Annotated in this window: 18 protein-coding genes; 10 read left to right on the forward strand and 8 right to left on the reverse strand. The window is 42.6% G+C overall.

Annotated elements, in window-relative coordinates; all coding sequences use genetic code 11:
• Nucleotides 1-29: 29 nt before the first annotated feature.
• Nucleotides 30-1,673 (forward strand): 2-hydroxyglutaryl-CoA dehydratase, encoded by a 1,644-nt coding sequence (locus tag ACE3MQ_RS17710; protein ID WP_379395007.1) that lies wholly within the window; start codon nt 30-32, stop codon nt 1,671-1,673.
• Between the two features lie 545 nt (nt 1,674-2,218).
• Nucleotides 2,219-4,120: an ATP-binding protein gene (locus ACE3MQ_RS17715; RefSeq protein WP_379395010.1), complete on the forward strand. Its 1,902-nt coding sequence runs from the start codon at nt 2,219-2,221 to the stop codon at nt 4,118-4,120.
• A 38-nt stretch (nt 4,121-4,158) separates the two neighbouring features.
• Here ACE3MQ_RS17715 and ACE3MQ_RS17720 read toward each other — a convergent pair whose 3' ends face one another.
• The 6 genes from ACE3MQ_RS17720 to ytaF all read right to left on the reverse strand — a co-directional run bounded on the left by ACE3MQ_RS17720 (nt 4,159) and on the right by ytaF (nt 7,717).
• Nucleotides 4,159-4,407, reverse strand: coding sequence for an NHLP leader peptide family RiPP precursor (locus tag ACE3MQ_RS17720; protein ID WP_379395012.1), 249 nt, complete (start codon nt 4,405-4,407; stop codon nt 4,159-4,161).
• 70 nt (nt 4,408-4,477) lie between these two features.
• Nucleotides 4,478-5,428: a hypothetical protein gene (locus ACE3MQ_RS17725; RefSeq protein WP_379395014.1), complete on the reverse strand. Its 951-nt coding sequence runs from the start codon at nt 5,426-5,428 to the stop codon at nt 4,478-4,480.
• A gap of 210 nt (nt 5,429-5,638) precedes the next feature.
• Nucleotides 5,639-5,938: a spore coat protein gene (locus ACE3MQ_RS17730; protein WP_379395016.1), complete on the reverse strand. Its 300-nt coding sequence runs from the start codon at nt 5,936-5,938 to the stop codon at nt 5,639-5,641.
• Nucleotides 5,939-5,955: 17 nt separating this feature from the next.
• Nucleotides 5,956-6,147 (reverse strand): hypothetical protein, encoded by a 192-nt coding sequence (locus ACE3MQ_RS17735; RefSeq protein ID WP_379395018.1) that lies wholly within the window; start codon nt 6,145-6,147, stop codon nt 5,956-5,958.
• Between the two features lie 49 nt (nt 6,148-6,196).
• Nucleotides 6,197-6,967: a class I SAM-dependent methyltransferase gene (locus ACE3MQ_RS17740; protein ID WP_379395020.1), complete on the reverse strand. Its 771-nt coding sequence runs from the start codon at nt 6,965-6,967 to the stop codon at nt 6,197-6,199.
• Between the two features lie 138 nt (nt 6,968-7,105).
• Nucleotides 7,106-7,717 carry a sporulation membrane protein YtaF gene (gene ytaF, locus ACE3MQ_RS17745; RefSeq protein WP_379395024.1) on the reverse strand — a complete coding sequence of 204 codons (612 nt, stop codon included), beginning with the start codon at nt 7,715-7,717 and terminating at the stop codon, nt 7,106-7,108.
• A 156-nt stretch (nt 7,718-7,873) separates the two neighbouring features.
• Between ytaF and tatA the strand changes: the two genes are divergently transcribed.
• The 7 genes from tatA to ACE3MQ_RS17780 all read left to right on the forward strand — a co-directional run bounded on the left by tatA (nt 7,874) and on the right by ACE3MQ_RS17780 (nt 18,673).
• Entirely contained in the window at nt 7,874-8,080 is a 207-nt protein-coding gene (tatA, locus tag ACE3MQ_RS17750) for a twin-arginine translocase TatA/TatE family subunit (RefSeq protein WP_379395026.1), read from the forward strand.
• Between the two features lie 644 nt (nt 8,081-8,724).
• The gene (locus ACE3MQ_RS17755; protein ID WP_379395028.1) at nt 8,725-10,482 is read left to right on the forward strand and encodes an ABC transporter ATP-binding protein; all 1,758 of its coding nucleotides are present in this window, start codon (nt 8,725-8,727) and stop codon (nt 10,480-10,482) included.
• A gap of 15 nt (nt 10,483-10,497) precedes the next feature.
• The gene (lanKC, locus tag ACE3MQ_RS17760) at nt 10,498-13,110 is read left to right on the forward strand and encodes a class III lanthionine synthetase LanKC (protein ID WP_379395030.1); all 2,613 of its coding nucleotides are present in this window, start codon (nt 10,498-10,500) and stop codon (nt 13,108-13,110) included.
• 34 nt (nt 13,111-13,144) lie between these two features.
• Entirely contained in the window at nt 13,145-13,273 is a 129-nt protein-coding gene (locus ACE3MQ_RS17765; protein WP_379395032.1) for a class III lanthipeptide, read from the forward strand.
• A gap of 399 nt (nt 13,274-13,672) precedes the next feature.
• Nucleotides 13,673-15,391, forward strand: a complete 1,719-nt coding sequence (locus tag ACE3MQ_RS17770) for an ABC transporter ATP-binding protein (RefSeq protein WP_379395034.1) — start codon at nt 13,673-13,675, stop codon at nt 15,389-15,391.
• Between the two features lie 1,005 nt (nt 15,392-16,396).
• Nucleotides 16,397-16,966: a VanZ family protein gene (locus tag ACE3MQ_RS17775; RefSeq protein WP_379395036.1), complete on the forward strand. Its 570-nt coding sequence runs from the start codon at nt 16,397-16,399 to the stop codon at nt 16,964-16,966.
• 729 nt (nt 16,967-17,695) lie between these two features.
• Complete coding sequence (locus ACE3MQ_RS17780) at nt 17,696-18,673, forward strand: VanZ family protein (protein WP_379395038.1); 978 nt, start codon at nt 17,696-17,698, stop codon at nt 18,671-18,673.
• 326 nt (nt 18,674-18,999) lie between these two features.
• Here the strand turns inward: ACE3MQ_RS17780 and norA are convergent, their stop codons facing one another.
• Nucleotides 19,000-20,184, reverse strand: coding sequence for a multidrug efflux MFS transporter NorA (gene norA / locus ACE3MQ_RS17785; RefSeq protein ID WP_379395040.1), 1,185 nt, complete (start codon nt 20,182-20,184; stop codon nt 19,000-19,002).
• Nucleotides 20,185-20,365: 181 nt separating this feature from the next.
• Nucleotides 20,366-22,372 (reverse strand): beta-galactosidase, encoded by a 2,007-nt coding sequence (locus tag ACE3MQ_RS17790; protein ID WP_379395042.1) that lies wholly within the window; start codon nt 22,370-22,372, stop codon nt 20,366-20,368.
• Between the two features lie 265 nt (nt 22,373-22,637).
• On the opposite strand from ACE3MQ_RS17790, the gene ACE3MQ_RS17795 reads away from it, so the two are divergent.
• Nucleotides 22,638-23,570, forward strand: coding sequence for an ABC transporter permease (locus tag ACE3MQ_RS17795; RefSeq protein WP_379395122.1), 933 nt, complete (start codon nt 22,638-22,640; stop codon nt 23,568-23,570).
• Nucleotide 23,571 lies beyond the last annotated feature (1 nt).

Genomic DNA, 23,571 nt, shown 5'->3' on the forward strand with positions numbered 1-23,571 from the left:
CCTTTATGTACAAAGGAGTGAAGCATGTTATGGCTACTAAGAAAAGCACCGAGCCGTCGCAAAGTCATCCTAGGATTGAGGATGAATTTCCTCTGTTTCAAATCGTACAGGAAAAAGCGCTCGGATTGAATTCCCCGTCCAGGCATCAATGGTTTGATCCGGTACCCCGTCAATTTCTGGCCAAAGACAAAGCGACCACGACTATTCTGTTCGGCGGTCTGACGATGGCTCAGGATTATTTGGTGGAGGGCGCTTTGTCAGGATTGGGATACAAGGTGAAAAATATGGATTGTCCGGATAACGAGTCGCTGCGATACGGCAAAGAATTCGGGAACCGCGGACAATGCAATCCAACGTATTTCACGGTGGGCAATTTGATTAAATATTTGCACCATCTCCGCGATGTGGAAGGGAAATCGAAAGAAGAAATTATCGGTAACTATCTGTTCGTAACGAGCGGCTCCTGCGGTCCGTGTCGTTTCGGCACTTATGTCACGGAATACCGAAAAGCACTGCGGGATGCAGGTTTTGAAGGATTTCGCGTGCTCCTTTTTCAACAGACAGACGGCTTGAAGCAAGCGACCGGCGGCGAATCGGCGCTAAAATTAGATACTTCGTTTTTCGTCAGCTTTCTGAAGGCCGTTGTGCTAGGGGACATTCTCAATGCACTGGGGTATCGCATCCGTCCTTACGAAGTGGAGGAAGGTGCGACTGACGCTGCCTTGACACGCTGCAAACAGGTTCTATATGACGCTTTAAGTCAGAGAAAACAGCTGCTTCCGGCACTTCTCCGCTGCCGTAAAGAACTGCGGGCTGTTCGAGTAAACCGGACGCAGGTAAGACCGAAAGTAAGCATTATCGGAGAGTTCTGGGCCATGACGACGGAGGGGGACGGCAACTATCAACTGCAAAGGTTTCTGGAAGGCGAGGGAGCCGAGGTTGAAGTCCAATCGGTTACGGCTTGGATTCTGTTTCTTATCTGGTCAGGACGTTACGATACGAGGAAGCGCATGAATCTGCGGAAAGCAGACTCCGGTCGTCAAGGCCTGAAAGGAAAAAATCCTGTTCGAACACTGCGGATGCTCGCTCTTGCCGACATCGGCGTTCGAATCATTTTTCAGACGTATGCCCGGATTATCGGTCTGCATGGCTATCACTTGCCGGATATGGTGGAAATTGCCCGGGTTGCAGATGAACATTACAACAACCAGCTGCGAGGCGGAGAAGGCCATATGGAAGTGGGGAAGCTGATTCTCAACGTAGTTAAACGGAAAGTCAATATGACTATCTCCGTCAAGCCTTTCGGCTGCATGCCATCCTCCGGTGTATCTGACGGTGTTCAATCGTTGATCACCGAAAAATACCCTGATGCCATCTTTCTTCCAATCGAAACGACGGGAGACGGGGCGATTAATGTATACAGCAGGGTACAAATGATGCTATTCAAGGCTAAACAGGCAGCCCAAAAAGAGTTCGAGGAAGCGATGTCGAAACAGGGGTATACGGCGGAGTCATTACCGGCGAGCTCAAAAGTTACTCATTCACTGCGGACAAGCCGTCATGTCGTGGCCTCTACAGCTGCAAATGCGGTTTACGGCATTCCTCGAAGATGGTTCAACTGGCGTTCCTTCTTACCTAAAAAGAGGGAATTGAAAAACGTAAAGTGGTCATAGCCCCGTCAAGTAGACAGTAAAAAAGAGTATTTTAAGCGGCGATCGATTTCCGGTATTCTACTGGGGAGCGGTCGCCAAGTTGTTTTCTGAAGGTGCAAAGCCTTGATCGGGGTTCAGAATGGCTTCGGGAGCTTTTATTTGCTGTATGTATCCTGAATGGATATGGATTCTGTACAGACCTCTCCTACGTCTATCCCAGGACGTAAAGTCATGGTATATTAACACTTTGGGGCAATTTTATCCTTCGATCGTACCGGACTATAGAAAGCTATACGACGGTACTACGTCAGAGGAGCTATACGGACAGCTTCAAAGATGGCAGCAGAGCTTCAGCAGCATATTGGACTGAAATGTGCGATACAATTATCGCTGGAGGAAATGAGAAGGGGTAGTTATAAACACTTCAAATTATTTTCTTGCAGATGACAATATATGATAGAAAAATTTAAATTTTTTCCAGAATATTGAAGGTTTAAGAGGGATTATATCGAATATTACAATGAGGGATTGTAAAATGTCCTTATTTTATTGGCAGGGGTGCTGAAATGAAAAGGTTGTTCAAAGTCGTAGCTATCCTTTTTGGAGTATTATTAGTAGCTTATTGCGCTTATTTACTAGAGGGCTCTAGTAATAATGAATCAAATGATAATATTATAACTCAGTGGGAGATAGCATGGACTGATAACAGCCATTTGAACCGGACTGAACAAGAGTTGGCAAAGGTAGAAGAATGGAATCATTTTAATGCGTTAACTCAGATTCCTACTAAAACTAATGGATATGATACACAATGGATCAGAATGAGGATCCCTGAAGTTAACTTTGATTCTCCTGCAATGTTATTAGATAAAGTCTATGGTCATAACATCTTGATGATGGTCAATGATCAGGTTATTTATGAATCAAACCGAGAGTATAATTATGAGATTAATACGATACTTGTTCCTTTAAAACAAGAGTTTAAGGATAGCTACTTATATATAGGAATCAATTCGAGTAATAGGATCGGAGTCCAAGATATAATACGTATTGGGGACTTTTCTACACTGCAAATTGAATACATAAAAAGTAATATTTCTGATTTCATTTTAGGCAGCGCTCTTGTTTTTATTGCAGCCGTTATGTTGTTTTGCTTATTCTTTTTAAACTCTGAAAATGTTTCCACCTGGTTGGCGTTGTGTGCTGTAATTTTATCCTGTGGAGTTATTGTAATTACTTATTCGTCTTTTTTATATTCTTTGCTAGGCAACTATGGGGACTTCTATGTTACTTTATTTGACCTATCCTTATTTTTATTATTGCCTTCCTTTACGTTCTTCTTCGAGAAAATATTTGGATCTGGTTATTATTCAATCATTACAAAGTTTAGAAAGTTTCAAGTATATTACTCATTGTTTTGTTTATTGGCAATGATTATTAACAACTTGTCCGGGTACCAGTATCATGATGTATATAGTTTTATTTCTGCTACTGTATTAGGGCTTGTTATGATTATCCAATTTGTTATATTAGTAAGCACCTCAACCGTGTACGCAATTAGAGGTAATAAAGAAGCTATTATTTTTTCTTCTGGTTTCGCAATATTTGCTGTGCTAGGAATTGGAGAATTGGGTTGGTTTTATTTTAAATCGGCTTATTATGACTTGTTTCTGTGGAAATGGGGCGTGGTTAGCTTCCTCATCTCCTTGATTATTATATTGGGCAGAAGATTTGCAGAAAATCACAAACAGGTTGTAGAATACTCCAGACAGTTAGAAATGTTCAACAATGAGCTGCAGCGTGCAGAAAAAATGGAGATTATCAGTGAAATGGCCGCTTCTGTTGCCCATGAGGTTCGTAATCCGTTACAAGTCACCAGAGGCTTTTTACAACTGCTTGCAGAAAAGCAACATAATTCTGATAAAGTGTATCTGAATATGGCGTTGGATGAACTGGATCGTGCTTCGAACATCATTACTGATTTCCTAACGTTTGCTAAGCCTGAAGTTGGCAAGGTTACTACTCTAAATTTGTTAAATGAATTTATACATATAGAGGGGATATTAGTACCTATGGTAAATTTGCAAGGAGGTAGAATTTCTGTTCATATCCCTAACGATTTATATATAAGAGGGAATTCTTCAAAGTTTAAGCAAGCTTTTATTAATATGATTAAAAATAGTATCGAGGCACTTCATGGGGACGGGGATATTCAAATATGGGCGCATGAAGAAAAGGGAAAGGTAGCAGTTCATATCAAAGATAATGGGGAAGGAATGGACGCAGAGGTACTAGCCAGATTGGGCGAACCGTATTTCTCCACGAAAACCAAAGGAACAGGTTTAGGATTAATGGTTACTTTTAGAATAATAGAAGCTATGCAAGGAGAAGTTCAGTTTACAAGTGAAGAAGGGGTAGGAACGGAAGCAATTATCCGTTTCCCTCAAGTTAACAAACCTGAAGGGTAGCAAGATGCTTGCGTTCATGTCCCACCCATTTTTATTATTTAATTACCCCACACAGCATTTGGCTTGATGTCGCTTTTAACTACTTCCGACGGATTAGGGGGAAGAACAAGATAAAATTCGTCGGAATTTTCCTCAATTGTCTTTACTTTAATATGATCTGGAATTGTTACTCCAAGCACCTCCTGAATAGCAGCCTTAGGGTCCGCTAGCAGTTTGGCTTTGAAACTAGGGTCTTGCCAGGCTTTCTGAATAATTTGCGTCTGAAGGAGAGCTCCTGATGTTGTCATAAGATCACCCTTTCTCAGAAAAAATGGTTATAAGTACCTCACATATTATAACATTAGTCACAGTTTTAATCTAGGAATTGCCCGTTTTTTTCGACAACCAGTACTCTAATCCGCCCTTTTCCAACAATCTTTTATCTGTTTCAATTTGTTCAGCACCTTGTTGAACATTTTGGAGGAGGAATTCATGGAACTCATAGAGGTGGCGAGCGTGAGAGCGAACGTTTACTAGCGAGCTGTGATGAGTTTCCGCCTGCCGTGCATACTCAAGCAAAATACCTTCCGTAAAGATAGCCTGTTTAATCTCTTCCGGCGTAGGCAACTGATTCTCCGGCAGCCTCTTGTTGCTTTGAATAAGAGCGATGAGGCAATTATAACTGCCTTCCTGGAGATCCTTCTCCCAATCCATCCAATCATCCAGCATTTGCAGTGTAATCAGAACGGTATCCACGCTATCTTCGAGTAAAGGAATCTTATGCTCCTGGTTAGAAAGCAAGCAAATCGCGGCTACCGACAGCTTGACAGGCGCAGCCTTATGAGCAACTCGAACGGGCTGCTCCAGAAAGAAATTATTGTTGTTCTCGTACGTGACGGCTTCCGCCCATTCGATGACATATTTCCGGAAATATGACCAGAACGGAGAACCGATGGGAAAGTATTCTCTGTAGATGCTCATAAACTCGAAGTGGATTAGGTCGCTCAGAGGAAGCTGATGCTTGAATCTTGCTTCAGGATTATCCATGAGTTCATCGATCAGGTGATAGTACATCATCCCGAATATGTTTGCAACCGCTATTTTGCGGCAAACTGCGACGGATACTTCTGACTTCTCCTGCAGCCAGAACGGGAGAAGATAGCATATGTAATTTTTTGAGCGATTCTCCTTCATGACATGGAACTTGTCGAGGAAGTCAAGGGCTGGTTGGCTAAAAGAGGGGGGGAGTGCAGATAATAACTTGTTCGCAGTAGCGAACGCTTGCTGCAAATCTTCTTCATAATTGTAAAGCCAGAGCAAATTAAACACCTCTCATCATAATAAAAGCCCCGGTATACCAATAACATTATCGTTAGGCAAAGAAGACGAGAGTAATCCGGTTATTTAATTATAGCCTAAATGAAAAGTTCTAAAAATACAAACTTGTGACTTTTGATCTACATTTAATAGACCTTGCTTTATTTAATCTAAAAACGCCGCCATGAGAGTCATGGCGGCGTTTTGGCTCATTTACATTAACTACGCATTCGGCGAATTCAATACCTTATCAGCGTTTTGAATATCCATCTGAATTTGCTGATCCGGGTCGTAAGCATTATAATATCCGTTGTCCTTCATGTAATTGAAAATTTGCTCGTGAAGGTTTACAGCCTTGTTTAGTTGATCGCGCAGCGCATTTCTAACCTCTGGGGTTGCCGCTTCCGTGAGGGCTGCTGCATAGTTTTTGATTCCGCTTTTTGAGGCAATCAGTAAATCCGAGGCAATCACCTGATCGGTCATTGCATTCATTCCTGTCATATTATTTACAATTGTGTTCATGATCCTGCCCTCCTTTTCTATACGAGTAAGTTTCTTAATTGTTGAATATCTTCGATCCCGCCGTTAACGTCGCTCTGTAAAATAGTCTTCAGATTTGGATCAATAACCATAGGGATCATCGTTTGGCTTTTAGTAAGGCAAGTTGTCTTAAAGGTAAGAAGCTCGTGCAATTCCAATTTTTCATGCACACCCAGATTTGACTTAGGCATAGGTAATCCCTCCTTTCCTAAGGGTTGTTATTTCCCAAGCCAGGTGAAATTATGCTTTAACAGCAACAATTCGAATTCGCTTATAATCCGCAATCCAAACGTTGTCTTTAAATAGCAGGGGTCTGGCTGTATCACAGATATGGTGAAAAGCTTCTATTTTACCGCTCTCCGAAAAATCTCGAAAGAAGTCATCCGCCGCTAAACCGCTGAGCCAATGAAACAGGCCATTCTCTCCATCCTCTAGGGGAGTAGGTCGATCAAAATGAATGGCATAGGTGACTCGAAAGCCTTGCGCCTCCAACATAGAGCTGTATTGGCCTATACTGGGAAAGAACCACGGATTCCGGGGCTCCCCTTCAATTCCGTAGTGTTCAGAAAGCACCTTGTAGATACTTTGGACAATCGTATCCACATTACCCTTGCCGCCAAACTCAGCAACAAATCGGCCCCCTTCCCGAAGGGCACGCCATACGCAAGAAATGACATCCTCGGCGCTCTTGATCCAGTGCAGAGCTGCATTGGAGAATACCGCATCCATAGGCCGATCCAAGGAGAAATCGGCAGCATTGCCGACTATAAAGTCAGAGTGAGGGTATTTTTGCTTTGCCTGCTCAATCATGGAGGACGAGTAGTCCATGCCAAGAACATGAGCTCCGGCCTTCTGAATTTCAAAGCTCAAATCACCTGTACCGCAGCCTAGATCAAGAATTTCCTCTCCCGGCTGCGCCTGGAGCAGGCTGACGACATCCTTTCCGTAAGCAGAGACAAATCCAAGCTTTCCGTCATACAGCTCCGGCTTCCAATCGTGAATAGATCCCATAATCATCCTCCTAAACGGTAAATGCGAATCCTGCTATTTTTCCATTTCTTGTTGCTATCATTACATAAATTTCTCCATTGGTTAAATATATAAATGTAATATGATTGATAGCTAATACCTATTAGGAGGTTGCTCCATTCAAAACATTTGCCGAAAACCGATGAAGATCAGCAGCAGGCCTGAAATCACCGTCGCCCGATTACCCAATTTCTCGGCAGCAAATTTCTCCCCGAACCCGGCGCAAAGAGCTAGGAGAATAAAGCTGAAAATACCGACAGACAGCGAGGTATACCATATGTTTAATTGGGTAATCCCTGCATTGAAGCCTCCCGCCAGAGCATTCATCGCCAAAGCGATTCCCAGCAGGATCGACTCGGGTAAACTAATGGATTTTGAGCTATCCATATCCGCTTCCTCCGGATTTTGGAGAAGTCTGGTGAATGAATTTGTCCGCGTCTCCTTGGGGACAGGTTTTTTCTCTACATAAGGCTGAAGCAGCACCCACACACCGACACCAATAATGACGATCGTTCCGATCAACTGACCAATCCAAGGGGATATCCATGTAGATATTAAATTTCCAAACAAACCGGAGATCAAGGTAGCCATAAAAGATATAAGAGCAATAGCCAGGTTGGAATACCAAGGAATGCGGATTTTTCGAACGCCGTAGGCAATTCCGACCCCCGCGTTATCCAGATTGGACGCCAAACCGATCGCTATGATCGCTAACAGACTGTAGGAACTCAAAAAGCTCACCCCTTTGCATCGCTTTGAGACAGCATATGCCTAGGGATCTGTTTTGGTTTCTCCCACAATAATTTGCTGAAAATGAAGAGAAAAACTCCCTTTCTACCGTATAAAGTAGTATAATTTACAATAAGATATATCTGAGGAGTGATAAATGTGCTTGAAAACTTGTTGCGGCCAACACATCTGCTGTTGCTGGTCATTGCCGCGCTCCTGTTGTTCGGTCCCAGCAAACTGCCGGAACTTGGACGCAGTTTTGGCACGATGTTAAGGGAATTCAAGAAAGGCGCCCGCGGAGACTTCAAAGAAGAGGAAGAAAAGCCGCAGGAGATCAAGACGATAGAAGAGACAAGCAAACCATAAGATAGAGATGAGGCGCCGGGAAGGTGCCTTTTTTGTAATCACAAGAGCGAATATTTTTAAGATATAAAAAGATTTCCTGGGCGGGCAATGTCATTAAGTTAAGCTCAAAGAAAGACAAGGAATAGAAGTAGAATATGAAACGGCATGGGGAAAATCCTGTGCCGTTGTTTTTCTATGCCCCATTGCATGTGAAACGAACAACCCGAAAGGAAATCGGGTAAAACAAGTTCTCCTTCAAATCCAAAAAATCAAAAGTAGACGTCAAATGCAGAAGGTTGTTGTCTAATAGTTATAAGAAAAGGCTCTTGGGTTCAAGAATAGGAGAATGTTGTGAAAATTTGAAAAATGGATTATTATTACTAATATTGGATTTTAAATGTTGAAATTTACAATTATGCATGTTAAAGTAAAAGAAAATAATTGTTAAATTTATGATACTAAGGTTTTAAATGGTCTTATGTTTTTAAGAACTCATTTGATAGTAATATCACAAAATTCTGCGTTTTTAGATTGTACACCTCCATAACTTACCTCATAAACACGTTAAAACACGTCAAAATTGTATCTTGACCAACTTCCAATTAATCAGAGTTATACCATCTCTATTGAACTTAAAGCCAATAAAAAAAAGAAAAGGTGAACAGATGGCTAAAGAAGAGAGAAGTCAATATTCGTGGGGAAGTTTCTTCGAGCTAATTCGTAAAACGAAACCTCATGTTGGACTCTTTACTGTGGCTTGTATCATAAGCTCTGCTAGCGCCATACTTTCCACATTTATCCCTAATGTCTTAAAAATTATTATCGACTCCTATTCCTTATCAGGTAGCTTGAATCGAGGCATTTTAATTGGTTTAGTAGCCATTTTTGTTTGTGTAACGATTACAGGTGTTCTATCAAGCTATTTATTAAGTAAGGTTGGCTTAACGGTTGTAGCTAATCTAAGGGGAATGACTTGGACGAAAATCGTTAAATTACCAACAGCGTTTTTTGATAAAAACCAATCAGGCGATATAGCTAGTAGGTTAGTTAGTGACACTACCGTGATATACAACTTGGTCACTCATTCATTTTCTACATTTATCAATGCTGTATTAACCATATTATTTTGTGGATTTTGGCTGTTTTATTATAGCTGGGAATTATCCTTAGTTATTGTAGCTGCGATTCCAATATTCCTGTTATTTTTTATTCCTTTAGGCAGAGCGTTATCCGATCTTTCTAAAAAAACGCAAAAGTCAACAGGAAGATTGAATGTTAGTGCGATCGAAATGATTTCCGAAAATAAGTTGGTTAAGTCTTTTACTGCTGAAAACTATCAAATAAATAAAGGATTAAAAAATATTAACGATTTAATGCAGCTAGGTTTGAAGCAAGCCAAATGGTCAGCTACGGTAAATCCATTCCTGAATATGATCATGTTAATTATTATTATGATCATTATTGGCTATGGTGGCGTGCAGCTAGCAAATGGTCGTTTAACAGTAGGAACTTTCATCGCATTTTTAACCTTGATTTTTTATATTATCAATCCTATTTCTAACTTTGGTTTTTTCTTCTCTCAATTGCAAAAAACCAAGGGTGCAACAGAACGAATTTTACAGCTGCTATCCGAGGAAGAAGAGAATATAAATGAGGGCAAGAGTCTAGATCTAAGCTGCAAAGATATTGAAATTAGCAATTTGAGCTTTAAGTATAACACTCAGGAAAATTTATCTTTTTCTTTAGAGAACATTACTTTGAATATTAGGAGCGGTAATACTTATGCATTAGTTGGCCCAAGCGGCAGCGGAAAAACGACGTTTGTTTCCTTATTAGAGCGATTTTACAAACCAACCAGCGGAAGTATTTATATAGATGGTGAAAGTATAGAAAATTACTCATTGCATTCCTGGCGTTCTCAAATCGGTTATGTATCTCAGGAGCACAGTCTAATTACCGGGACTATAAGGGAGAATCTAATCTTTGGATTAGAACCGCAAGATGAGGCGAAAATTATTCAAGCCTGCGAAATGGCGTATGCATGGGAATTCATAAGTCAGCTGCCTCATGGATTGGACACGCATATTGGTGAGCGAGGACTCCATTTATCCGGCGGACAAAGACAAAGAATTGCTATCGCAAGAATGTTCCTTAAAGATCCAAAAATCATTTTGTTAGATGAGGCAACATCAAATTTGGATAGCCAGTCTGAGGAAAAAGTGCAGTCTGCGATGAAGAAAATTATTGAGGGTAGAACCGCGATTGTAATAGCTCATAGATTATCTACGATTATGGACTCCGAATATATTATTTTTGTGGAAGATGGCAAGGTAACAGGCCAAGGAACCCACTATGAATTACAAAGAACTCATAAATTGTATCAGCAATTTTGTGAATTACAATTTAGCGCACAATTTCAATGAGGGAGGAGCAGCCATATGGATAAAAACCATCTTTATTTTAAGTACGTAAATAATAATTCAAAATATTTTGAGAAGCTGCAGGCTGGCAACAAAATAGCTGCATACACGGTAAACCATTTGTCTGAAGATTGTTTGATTAGAACAGAGGAGAATTCTCCTTGGATCATTTATAGTTTTGCCAATAAGAAAATTAAGGATCAGGGCTGGAAGATTCATGTTAGTGCGACTATGGAAAATGCACAGCAAATTCTAGCGGACATAAGCCAAGTTTTAATCGAACGTAAAATTACCTTTAAACATCTTCTTAATAAAACCTACTTACATAGTATTAACTCCAAAAATGGGAATAGAATAAGCTCCGGAAAATTCATAACGATATATCCTCCAACCGATGAAGAATTTTATCAATTACTTCATATTTTATATGACAAGGTTAAAGATCAAGAAAATGGGCCTTATATTCTAAGTGATAAATGCTGGAAGAATAGCAATATATACTATAGATATGGGGGATTTGTAAAAATTTCCAACGAGAAAGGCGAATTTTGCATTAAAGATCCCACAGGGCAACTGATTCCGGATAATCGTACCCCTTATTATCAGGCGCCTGAATTTGTTAAAGATTTTGATCAATTTTTAGAATTGAACAACCATTTTTCTGATCCTGATAAAAATAATCCTAAGTTTAAACAATATAAATTCCAAAATGCGCTGCGATTTACAAATGGCGGCGGGATTTATATCGCTGAAAGAAATGAGGATAAACGGAAGGTAGTTATTAAAGAAGCAAGGCCAAAGGTAGGGCTGGACGGACAAAATAAAGATGCGATCGACAGGCTGCAAAAGGAATACGAAGCATTATCGAAGCTTGCGGATGTGAAAGGTGTAGTGAAGGCTGTTGATTATTTTAAATCCTGGAAGCATTTATTTCTAGTAGAAGAATATGTGGAAGGGATTGATATGAAAACGTGGATAGCTGCAAAATACCCCTTTCATCGCGGTAAAGATAAAGAACCGTATATAAGTGAAGTGAAACAAATAATCCTTCGTTTATTAGATATTGTTACCGAGATGCATCGTAAAAATGTTGGCATGGGAGATTTACAGCCAGCCAATATTATGATCACGAAGGATATGGATGTGACACTTATTGATTTTGAGTCTGCCGATCACAAAGATCGTGAAGATAAGGCGGCAATTCATACGATGGGATTTTCAGATAATCAAAATATAAACCGCAAGGAACGAGACTGGTATGCCGTAAAAAAAATACTAAGATATTGTGTGTTGCCTATAGGTCCGATAAGCAATATTGAGGATAACATAACATCTTATCACAATGAGTGGATTAAACAAGAATTTGGTAGTGAGTTCTACTTATTTCTCCGAGAAATCGAAAACAGATGTGACACCCATTTATCAGCGACAAAAGAGAAACAATATAACCCCATAGATTATGCTCAAAAAAGGTTGTCAGATGAAATAGACTCGTTGATAGAAGGTCTAAGAGCAGGGATGTTGGCAAATCTAGTGCCAGATCAAGGTTTGATTCATGGTGATATTAGACAATATGAAATTGCTGGTGGAACAACGAATGTGCTTACTGGAGGAACTGGTGCGGCGCTAGCTTTGTCTAGAACAGGAAATGTGGATAAACAAGTGATCCATTGGATTGAACAACATTTTATTCATAACATTCATTCTGAACAATTAGAATTACAGGGACAAGGATTGTTTACTGGTAAAGCTGGTATTGCTGCAACACTGTATGAATTAGGTTATAAAGACGAAGCTTTAAAATTATTTAACAATTTAACTTACAATTACGATGATATTTCATTAAGATCAGGCTTGGCTGGAATAGGACTTGCTTTAATCAGTTTATATTTTGAAGAAAACAATGATCAATATTTAAAGCAAGCTGAATCGATCGCAAGTCATATTAACCATTTTTTAAGAAATAATAGAAGTTTAACCGTTTCCGACTGGGCTGCTGATCCTGTTGGGCTGATCGATGGATGGTCAGGTGTATCTTTGTTTTTTACAGCGATGTATGCGATTACGAGAAATACAACCTTTTATGCGGTGGCACAAGAGCTAGTAGAGCTTGATTTAAAAAACACCCACATTGACGAGGACTTGCATGTTCTGCAAACGATGAATGATCGAAAATTGTTGATTCCTTATTTATCAGGTGGATCTATAGGAATTGGAATAGCGATTTGGTATCTGAATCATGTAAGTGGCCAGAAGCATTATCAGGACGAATTCAAATTAATAGTTAATTTGAATCATATAAGATGTACTTTCACTGGGGGGTTATTTGATGGGGCGGGCGGTTTTTTACTGATACCACCTCTACTGGATGACACTTATGAAATGATTGACCAGCACAAACACCAATCGGTTGATCGATTAAACTTGTTTCTTATTCACAAAGAAAATCATTGTTTATTCCCGGGAAATTTCTGTTACCGCCTATCAGATGACTTATATTCTGGAAGCGCAGGGATCCTATTAGGATTACAAGGAATTTTAGAATCAAATCCTTTATATTGGCTGCCGATCATCAATATCAACCAATTTGTAACGAAGACAAGGTATATGAATACTCCATTAGTTACATAGACCGTATACCTATTCATGAAAGGAGGTGAAAACAATGAATGATGTGTTAGCGCTACAACAATTAGCTGCAGCACCAGAGGAGCAAGAGCTTTTTCCGATCACAATTACATGGACTGTAACGACTACAGTAGCAACTTGGTCGACAGCAAGCAATCATTGTTAATAACTAAACATTTTATTAATTAACTTGCATAAACAAGGCTGTTGAGATTTGCTCGACAGCCTTGTTTATGTTTATTTATAACTAGCTGGGCTATCGTCCCTTGTTTAACAGATGTATAATCATGGAAGAAGCTCGAGTCGACGAATGCCCCAAACCTGAGATTAGAGCAATCAAAGGAGGGGCGCAGATAGGAGGAGTTATGATTAAAAAGTTCCCCTTTTTTTCTGACGGCAATAGCCCTTTTTATTATCGTAAAATAAATTTAAAATGGGTGATTCGATACTATGTTTCAGTTTATCGAACCGGGCACTCAGGCAGGTTCCTCCATTGTTCCTACTAGCAAGTGTCACGTATGAAACGAGGTAAAGTCAACTAATGCAAAGAGGAGACATAATAGCAATGTGGCGTCGTTTTTTTTCGTATTACCGGCCTTATAAAGGCCTATTCATTCTGGATTTCAGTTGCGCGGTCATCGCGGGTGTTCTGGAACTTGGGTTCCCGCTAGCCGTCAGCAAGTTTATTGACGATCTGCTGCCGGGAGGAAACTGGAGCATGATCGTGTTTGCAAGTGTTGGGTTGTTATGCGTTTACGCGCTGAATACTGTATTGAACTATATCGTCACCTATTGGGGACATATGCTAGGCGTCAATATCGAGACGGAAATGCGGCGGAAAATGTTTGAGCACATTCAGAAGCTGTCGTTCCGGTTTTTCGACAATCACAAAACGGGGCATCTGGTCGGCAGGGTGACGAATGATCTGAACGAAATCGGAGAGCTTGCGCATCACGGCCCGGAAGATGTATTTATTGCTGTCATGACCCTTGCGGGTTCTTTCTCGCTGATGGCTTACATAAATCTCGAGCTTGCACTCCTCACCTTCATCATCATCCCGATTATGGCCTGGTTGATTATCGTGTTTGGAGGTAAGATGACCAAGACTTACCGCCGGTTGTTCGCCAATGTCGGCAATTTCAACGCCCGGATTGAGGAAAATGTCGGCGGCATTCGCGTTGTGCAATCGTTCGCGAACGAAGAGCATGAGAAAAAGCTGTTTGCGGTTGACAACCGGAATTACCGCGATACGATGCTGACGGCTTACAAGACGATGGCCAAGAGCATCTCGGTCAGCTATATGCTGATGAGATTGATCACTATTTTTGTCATGGTGTGCGGGGCCTGGTTTTATATCCAAGGCAAGATCGAGCTGGGTGAATTTATGGCCTTTATATTGTTATCGAATATCTTCTTCCGTCCGATCGAGAAAATCAACGCCGTAATCGAGAGTTATCCTAAGGGCATCGCCGGTTTCAAAAGGTACATAGAGATTCTAGATACCGAACCGGATATTGCGGATAGGAAAGATGCAGTCGCGGTCGACACGCTGCGGGGCGATATTCGCTTCGAAAATGTAACGTTCGGTTATGAGTCAGATCGCAACATTCTGGACGGAATCAACCTGTCGATTCGCGCGGGAGAAACGGTGGCGTTCGTCGGTCCCTCAGGTGCTGGAAAAACGACGATTTGCAGCCTCTTACCGAGATTTTACGATGTGAATGGAGGACGGATTACGGTGGATGGCATGGATATCCGAGACATGACGCTGCAGTCGCTGCGTAGAAATATCGGCATCGTTCAACAAGACGTGTTCCTCTTCGCGGGAACGATTCGGGAGAACATCATGTACGGAAATCTGAAGGCTACCGAAGAGCAAATCTGGGAAGCGGCGAGACGGGCATCTCTGGAAGAGATGATAAGCCAATTGCCTGATGGGATGGATACGGTCATTGGCGAACGGGGCGTCAAACTGTCTGGAGGGCAGAAGCAGCGGCTTGCCATCGCCAGAATGTTCCTGAAAAATCCGCCGATCCTCATTCTTGACGAGGCGACATCGGCGCTTGATACGGAGACGGAAGCGGCGATTCAACAATCGCTGTCCGAGCTGGCGATCGGACGGACGACGCTGGTCATCGCTCATCGCCTGGCAACAATCAAGAATGCCGACCGGATCATTGTCATCGCCGAGAGCGGCATCGCCGAGCAAGGCGGGCACGCTGAGCTGATTGCTGCTGGGGGAATTTACAGCAGACTGCATCAAGCGCAATATCAACATGCATAAGCTATCATAAAGATTAGAGCGAGGCTCGTGGTAAGAATTCCTACAGAGACTCGCTCTTTTTTAGATGATGATAAGTCCAAAAAACAAATAGCAAGTATAGGAGGGAAATAATATGACTGCCATCTGGATCCGGTGGCTGGCGAATTGTATGATGGTCAATTACTAGAGTTACTTAGCTCTATCGACGTAAATAAATTTGAAGATTTGTCTCGGCTTAGACTTCTGCTACAGAAGATTAATAGCAGCGTTTCAAATTTAGAATGGTCTAATGAGGAAGATCAGAAAGAGTATTTTGAATTATTAACTAATTTTATAAAAAAGATTAATCTGTAGTCTCAATAAATATTTGGTTTACAGGCTCCAGAAAAAGATCATACAATACAAACCACAAACTAAACGAACAAACACTTGATAAACTTTCAAAAGTTCATTCCCACTTGCACCATGAGTAGGAATGAGCTTTTTTTGCATGCCCGAAATCAAAGTATTGTAAGTCCAGAAGCAATTAGAGGCATGCCGGGAATATAGAAGGCAATATGAGGGAACACCTCACGTACGGTCTGATGAGGAGGGGCTGAAATCTCAGCCCTTTATTCTAGAGAGGACTGCACTGCCGCTAAATAAAAAGCGGCCCCTCCACTTTTGAAGGAGCGCTTTTGGCGAATATTTTTAATACGCTTTAATTAAATTATATGTCGTTGTTCCCGCAAAGGTAGAGGAGCTTTGGAACATCCAGCCAGAGGGCATGTTTTAGTAGAGGTGACTGTGATTGTGTTTCCGTAAGCTGCGTAAGCTAAGCTGTACGAATTAAGAAAAACGAGGTAGATGTAACTAAATATTCAATATAAACGTATTTCCATAGAAATAAACTAAGGAAAGGTGGCCATTGTAAGATGGAACCCAAATTAAACAGAAGATCGGGAGATGACCGGGAAAGTAAAAATGATTTTTTCACTCAGTGAAGTTAATTTATAAACTGAACGTCAGAGAATAAGCAGGGATGAAATGAAAAATGGAGGTATTATGAATCAACGAGAGCGAATTAAAACAGTCTTTTTATATGGTATTTTCATTTGTTATATATTTTTGTTAATTAAGATATTGTTCTTATCAAGAGTTTCGCTTTTGGAGCTGTTTAATGGTCAAAGGACTTTATTTAGGTCAATCAATCTCATTCCTTTTTATAGTATAAGGGAATATATATCTGGCAGCTCTGCGATTTTAAAAGCATTCGCTTTTAGTAATGTGGTTGGCAATATAGTTATTTTTATTCCCCTTGGTATATATTTGCCATTATTCAAAAATGATAAAAGAGTAATAACCAATCTGTTGTTTATATTTATAGTGAGTTTATTTGTTGAAATCATTCAATGGCTTTTTGGCATCGGAGTATTAGACATTGATGACATAATTTTAAATTGTTTGGGTGGATGGGTTGGTATTTTAGGGTATAAGTTTTCATTGTTTATATTACGAGATGAGAAAAAAGTACGTACTGCAATCACAATACTATCTGCTATCGTAGGACTACCTGTTATATTATATTTATTATTCATGGTGAGATTGAGGCTCTGAATATCTTTATTGCATATACAAGAAGATACCCTTCACAAAAGGAACGTAGAAATTAAGCATAACCCCATTCACAGTCTGATAAATCGAATCAACGTAATTAGAAATATTAGCTACAAAGGCAACCAACTCAAACGGTTGTCTTTTTAACTGACACAAAGAATGGAGGGAGCATGTGAAGGAAGTCTACGATCAACCCCTCAAGCTCTACAGCAGTCCGAAGATCACTAGCAAGCTCCGTCAGTAGGGTGCTGTAAAACCAGTTCTGAAGAGCCCGGTGCGGGAAATCAGCACTTCTGTGAGGTTTTGGGCCATCAGTTGGGTGGCCCATCTACTCGGAGGGGCTGAATTCTCAGCCCTTTACTCTAGAATAGACTGCCGTTACCGCTAAATAAAAAGCGCTCCTCCACTTTGGAAGGGGCGCTTTTGGCGAATATTATTAATACGCTTAAATTAAATTATATGTCGTTGTTCCCGCAAAGGTAGAAGAGCTTTGGATCATCCAGCCAGACGGCATGTTTTAATAGAGGTGACTGTGATTGTGTTTCCGTAGGCTGCGTAAGCTAAGCTTTACGAATTAAGAAAAACGAGTAAAACGGAGAATTGCTCTATCCTTACAAATATTATTTAAAAAGAAGTAAAACAAGGTAGATGTAACTAAATATTCAAGATAAACGTATTTCCATATGATGGGACATAAGGAATAAACTAAGGAAAGGTGGCCATTGTAAAATGGAACCCAAATTAAACAGCAGATCGGGAGATGACCGGGAAAAAAACGGAGCCAGCAAATTGTTGATTGTTATATTTTACTTAATATTTATCGTCTATGCTTTCATTACCATTAAAATTATTTTGTTTAAGACAATTCCCTTTTCAGCATTATTCCATTCCAGAATAATGTCATTAAGAAGCATCAATATGATTCCTTTTAATACGATCATAGAATTTTTTACAAGTGAGAGTATTGACATGGGAAGGGCTTTGGCAAATATCGGAGGGAATATTGCGATATTTGTTCCTTTGGGGATTTTTGTGGCTTATGCCGCATACAACAAGCCTCTTCGCATATCATTTCTTTGCCTGCTGCTGATCTCATTTGGACTTGAAGTTATTCAGTATGTGTTTGCTTTGGGCAGCAGCGACATCGATGATATTTTATTGAATTTCGCTGGCGGGGCTATAGGTGTCGGTGTATATAAATGGTTCCGTAAAACAACGTCCTCGCGGAATCAGTTCCTGATATCTCTTATTGGTTTCTTCTTGGCAGCGGGACTTTTAGGGGGCGCCGCCATTAGGATGATTGCTCCTGATTTGCTGCCTTTCTCAACTGCTAAGGTCGAATATATTTATGAAAATGATGAGGTAATGGCGGGATGGGATGAAGCAAAGGCAGACTTGGTTGGAGATTTGGCTGCTGTTGAAACAAATAAAATAACAGTATATATGAATCCAAAATACATGCAAATGACAGGGGAAAAAGAAACGGATGACGAGTATGCTCATATACAAATTAATGCCTCAACTCAAGTATTCATCAGGCATATCAGCACCGATAAGAATACCGTCATCAGCAAGTATGAGGAGGTAACAAGTTCAGATATAGCCTCCTTGTTAGAAACTAGGGATATCGCTCCTACGGTTAGGGTTTGGTTATCAAACGAAGATATGCAAGTTGCTGAGGCAATTCTCATTAGTATCATAAATTAATAACTTATTGATGCTTGCTCTTTTAATTAGCTTAGTGGTTGGAACAATTACAAACTTAATTTTTAAGAAAATGGGCTGACACTAAACTGTGAAAGCGTATCGACGAAAGTACCTGTTGGAGACAGGGCGAGCAACCTGCAGGCAGCCCTTTACTCTAGAATAGACTGCCGTTATCGCTAAATAAAAAGCGCCCCTCCACTTTGGAAGGGGCGCTTTTGGCGAATATTTTTAATACGCTTTAATTAAATTATATGTCGTTGTTCCCGCAAAGGTAGAGGAGCTTTGGATCATCCAGCCGGTAAATTATACCCTTCACAATGTGCATTTTAAATTTTACTGGCATCACTAGAAATATTTTCAATTTCCGGCTTCTTCCAGAACAAAGCAATAATCGTACCGATTACCAAGACTAGAGTGGCAAAGTAGTACGGATAGTTTAAATTGATGTCGAATAGCACACCGCCAATGATCGGGCCGAAAATGTTGCCTATACTCGTGAAAGTAGAGTTCATGCCGCCGACAAAGCCTTGTTCATTCCCAGCAATCTTCGATAAATACGATGTGATGGCTGGACGCATTAAATCAAATCCGGTAAATAGAACAAAGGTCGTTAGCAAAATAGAGAAATATGAGCTTACAAACGTCATCAGGAGCACAAGAATCGCTGATATTCCTAAGCAATAGCGAATCAAATTAATTTCGCCCATACGCCTTGCCAAGCGGTCAAACAGCAAAACTTGAGCCACTGCCCCAACAAGCGCGCTGCCTGTAATGACGATGGCGATATCTTTTGGCGTGAAGCCGAATTTATGGTCGACGAACAAGCTAAAGAGCGACTCAAACGCAGCAAGTCCAAACGACAATACGAAAATTAATATGAACGCGATGAAATACATCGGAATGAAGATCCGACGAAATCCTGTTTTTTGGCCTGGTTTCGACTCTTCTTCCTTCGCACGTTCTGGTTCCTTCAACAGCACAAAGGAAAGGATAGCAGCAAGCACACCCAGGAAACCCGCAGAGTAAAACGGGAGTCGCGTGCCGATTTCCGCCAGAAGCCCGCCAAATCCAGGGCCGATAATAAATCCCGTACTAATGGCGGCTGACATATAACCAAGTGCCTTTGGTCTAGTATCGTTTGTTGTAATATCCGCAATAAAGGCTGTTACCGCTGGCATAATAAACGCCGCGCTAACCCCGCCAAGCATCCGGGAGATAAATAATACTTCAACCGTTTTCCCGAATCCGAACAAAAATTCCGAGAAACCGAAGACGAGCAGGCCAAGCACGATCATGACTTTACGCCCGTATTTGTCAACCCAGCGGCCGGCAAATGGCGAAATGATGAGCTGTGTTATCGCAAAGGCCGCCACCATATACCCGACGACTTTCCCGCTAATATTCAGCTCATTCATAATGGTGGGCAGTACCGGAATAACGAGTCCGATCCCCAGAAAGGCGATAAATAAATTTGTTAACAGAATGGCTAATGTGACTCTTGGGTTCTTCATGCGTAAAACTCCTCTAATTCATGCTGTAAAATAAGCAAAACTGGGGATAGCCTGTAAATAAGGTTAATCCATAGACCTAATATTATACAGCAAAGAAGCCTAAAGAAGCTATAGAGTTCATTATATCCACATAACAGAGCCGTCACTGATGATATTCGCTCGATATTTGATAATACTGAGCTTAAGAACGTCTATGATCAAAACGGATCGCCCTATACCCGAAAGCATCCACCGTCAGCTTGCCTGACGGAATCTCTTTACCAGTCAAGGCATCCGCACCCGAAACAGGCAGCGTTACGCCTCCTCCTTGCCCATCCATATTGACGATGATCCACGCGATTTGACCGTCGGGTCCACAGCGAGGTGCAACGATGGTGCCGGGTGTGACATCGCTTTGCACCGTAACCTTCGCTTCGTCGGCATAATGCTTGATCAATTGCCGAAGGAGCCTATCCCCTTCTTCACCGCTTGGCATTGAGCCAAGCATGACGATTTTCCCCTGCCCGTACTGGTGCTCGGTCACGAACGCCAACCCGGGCGTCAGTCCCTCGCGTATCTCGCCTACAACGGCAGCGCCGCCCTCCAAGGGCTGGAATACCGCGCTCCATAACGAGAGCGGAGCCGAAATGCCAAAGACGCGCCCGATTGTTTCCGTACCGTCCATGGGATACGTATACACTGTTTTCACGCCAGCCAACTTTTCCAGCTTGCCTAGGCCCGCATCCATATGAATCGCATGCTCTTCCGTACGACCGCCGGTTAGCGGCCCGACGACCCAGATACCTCCTTCGGCAGTAAAATCGAGCGCCCGCTGCAAATATTGGGGGGATACGTAGGGGAGAAAAGGAGTGAATAACAGCTTGTACCCGCTAAGATCGGCTCCCTCAGGAATAATATCGCGATGGATGCCGAGCGAAAGTATTCGATGATAGAAATCATTCACCAGCCCCCGGTGATTCAGCTTGCGATGCAGCTCTGTCTTTATGTAGGCCTTCGCCGCATCCGAATACGTCATCGCCACTTCAGCCTGCATCGGCCTCGTCTCTAGCAGAAGCTCTTCAAGCTCCTGCCTTGCCGTTTCCACCTCCAGCACCTGGCGATGGCCGATCGTCGGCTCGCCCCAGGCGCTAACGACAGAGCCGTGCGGCTGTTCGCTGCCCGTGCGCTGCTGCCGCCACAGCCAATAGCAAAAAGCCCCGGCACCTAAGGCATAGGCCGCTACGGCTTCTGCCTTCACATACCCGCTCGGATGCGGCGTGGCATAGCTCTCCAACGAAGCCGCATGGGAGGGGCTTGTCTCCATGATCCAGAAATCCTTGCCCGGCTTGAGGTTGCGCCACAAATCACAATTGAACAAGTATGCATGGGCATTCTCCTTGGATGCATAGGTATCGAACGAAGCGAAATCGAGATTCTTGAACAATCGTTCGTTGTCGACGTGAAAGGCGATGCTGCTGTTATGCGTAATCGGCGCTAAGGAATAACGCCGGATGATGGCCGCTTGTTCATCTGCGAACTCCGCGATCTTCTCCATGGAGAAGCGCTGGTACATCGTCCGCAGCGACGAATTGTGCAGGAAGGGGGCCGGGCCCGGCTGCGGCACCTGGTCAAACCGCTGGTAAGTCTGGCTCCAGACGTTCGTGCCCCAGGCTTCATTCAGTCTCTCAACTGTACCGTATCGCTCCTCCAGCCAGCGATGCCACAAGCCTTTGCACGTACTGCACATGCACTCCGCCACATGGGCTTTGAACTCATTGTCGAGCTGCCAGGCAATGACCCCCGGCAAGGGTCCCACAGCCTGGGCGATATGCTCGGTAATGATCGCAGTCCGCTCCCGAAAATAGGGATGATTGGTACAGGCATGCTGACGTGCGCCGTGATTCATCACGGTGCCGTGCTCATTCACGTACATCCGTTCCGGGTGGCCATGGCTCAGCCAGATCGGCGGCGTAGGTGTCGGGGTGCACATGACCGTATCGATGCCATGCTCGTGCAGCAGCTCGATCACCTCGACAAACGAGCTGATATCGATGCGTCCCTCCTCCGGTTCAAAGACAGACCAGGCGAATTCCCCGATCCGTACGACATTGATCCCCGTCTGCTTCATTAAGTCGATATCCTGCTGGAGCACTTCCCGGCTCCACAGCTCCGGGTACAGGCAGGCGCCATGATAAAGCTTCGTGTTCAATCCATTTCCACCTCTCTATAGATGTTTATCCTACTCTCCACCAGTCTGTCTTAGCGGTTTTCTCCCGGCAATAGCAATGTTTTGCCGCGTTTGCACTTTTTTGTGCGAAGGGCATGGCTTCGTTGTTGTGAAGGCCTTCAAGAAAGTCTAATTGCTGGAAAATAAACGCTGCCCCATAATGAGGCTACATCGTTTGCAAGCTGCCGACTTCACGATGAATTTGGAGGTGAACAGGGTGAAACCAACGGCTGCGCCGGACATCCTTATGACGAAACAAGCCTTGCGAGGCAAGCGTGAGACTCGCTGGAAGCGCCTGAAGCGCGATAAGTGGCTTTATATTTTGCTGCTGCCGGGTCTGCTGTATTTTCTGATTTTCAAATATGTGCCTATGTGGGGAATATTGCTCGCCTTTAAAGACTACCAGCCCTTTATCGGATTTTGGAAAAGCGAGTGGGTAGGCGTCGAGCATTTCAAGGTTTTTTTCCAAAACCCTGATTTCTTCATGCTGCTGCGCAATACGCTGGTGCTGTCTCTGTACAACTTGATTTTCTTCTTCCCGGCACCGATCATATTGGCTTTGCTTCTCAATGAAATTCGCTTGGCCTTGTTCAAAAGAACGATTCAAACGCTGATTTATGTGCCTCATTTTATATCGATGGTCATCGTAGCGAGCTTGACCTACGTATTTCTGACGACCGAAGGCGGCATGGTCAACGAGTTTTTGTATGCGTTTACAGGCAGGAAGATCGACTTCCTGGCTAGTCCGGACTGGTTTAGGCCGCTAATCATCCTGCAGACCATCTGGAAGGAATGCGGCTGGGGAACGATTATTTTCCTGGCGGCGCTGGCCGGCGTTGATGTAGAGCAATATGAGGCGGCCATCGTTGATGGAGCCAGCCGCTGGAGGCAATTGTGGCATATTACCCTGCCGTCCATTCGCAGCACAATCGTCATTCTGCTGATTTTACGAATGGGCTCGATTCTGGATAACGGGTTTGAGCAAATTTATTTGATGATGAATGCTTTGAATCGTGAGGTCGCCGAGGTGTTCGATACTTATGTGTACGCGTTGGGGATCACGCAAGGGGCATTCAGCTATAGTACGGCTGTTGGATTGTTCAAAACGGTCATCGGTGTAATACTTGTGCTGGGCTCCAACTGGCTGGCTAAAAAATCCGGGGAAGCAGGACTTTATTGAC

Origin of the sequence: Paenibacillus lentus, assembly GCF_042714055.1 — a bacterium.
GTDB lineage: Bacteria > Bacillota > Bacilli > Paenibacillales > Paenibacillaceae > Fontibacillus > Fontibacillus lentus_A.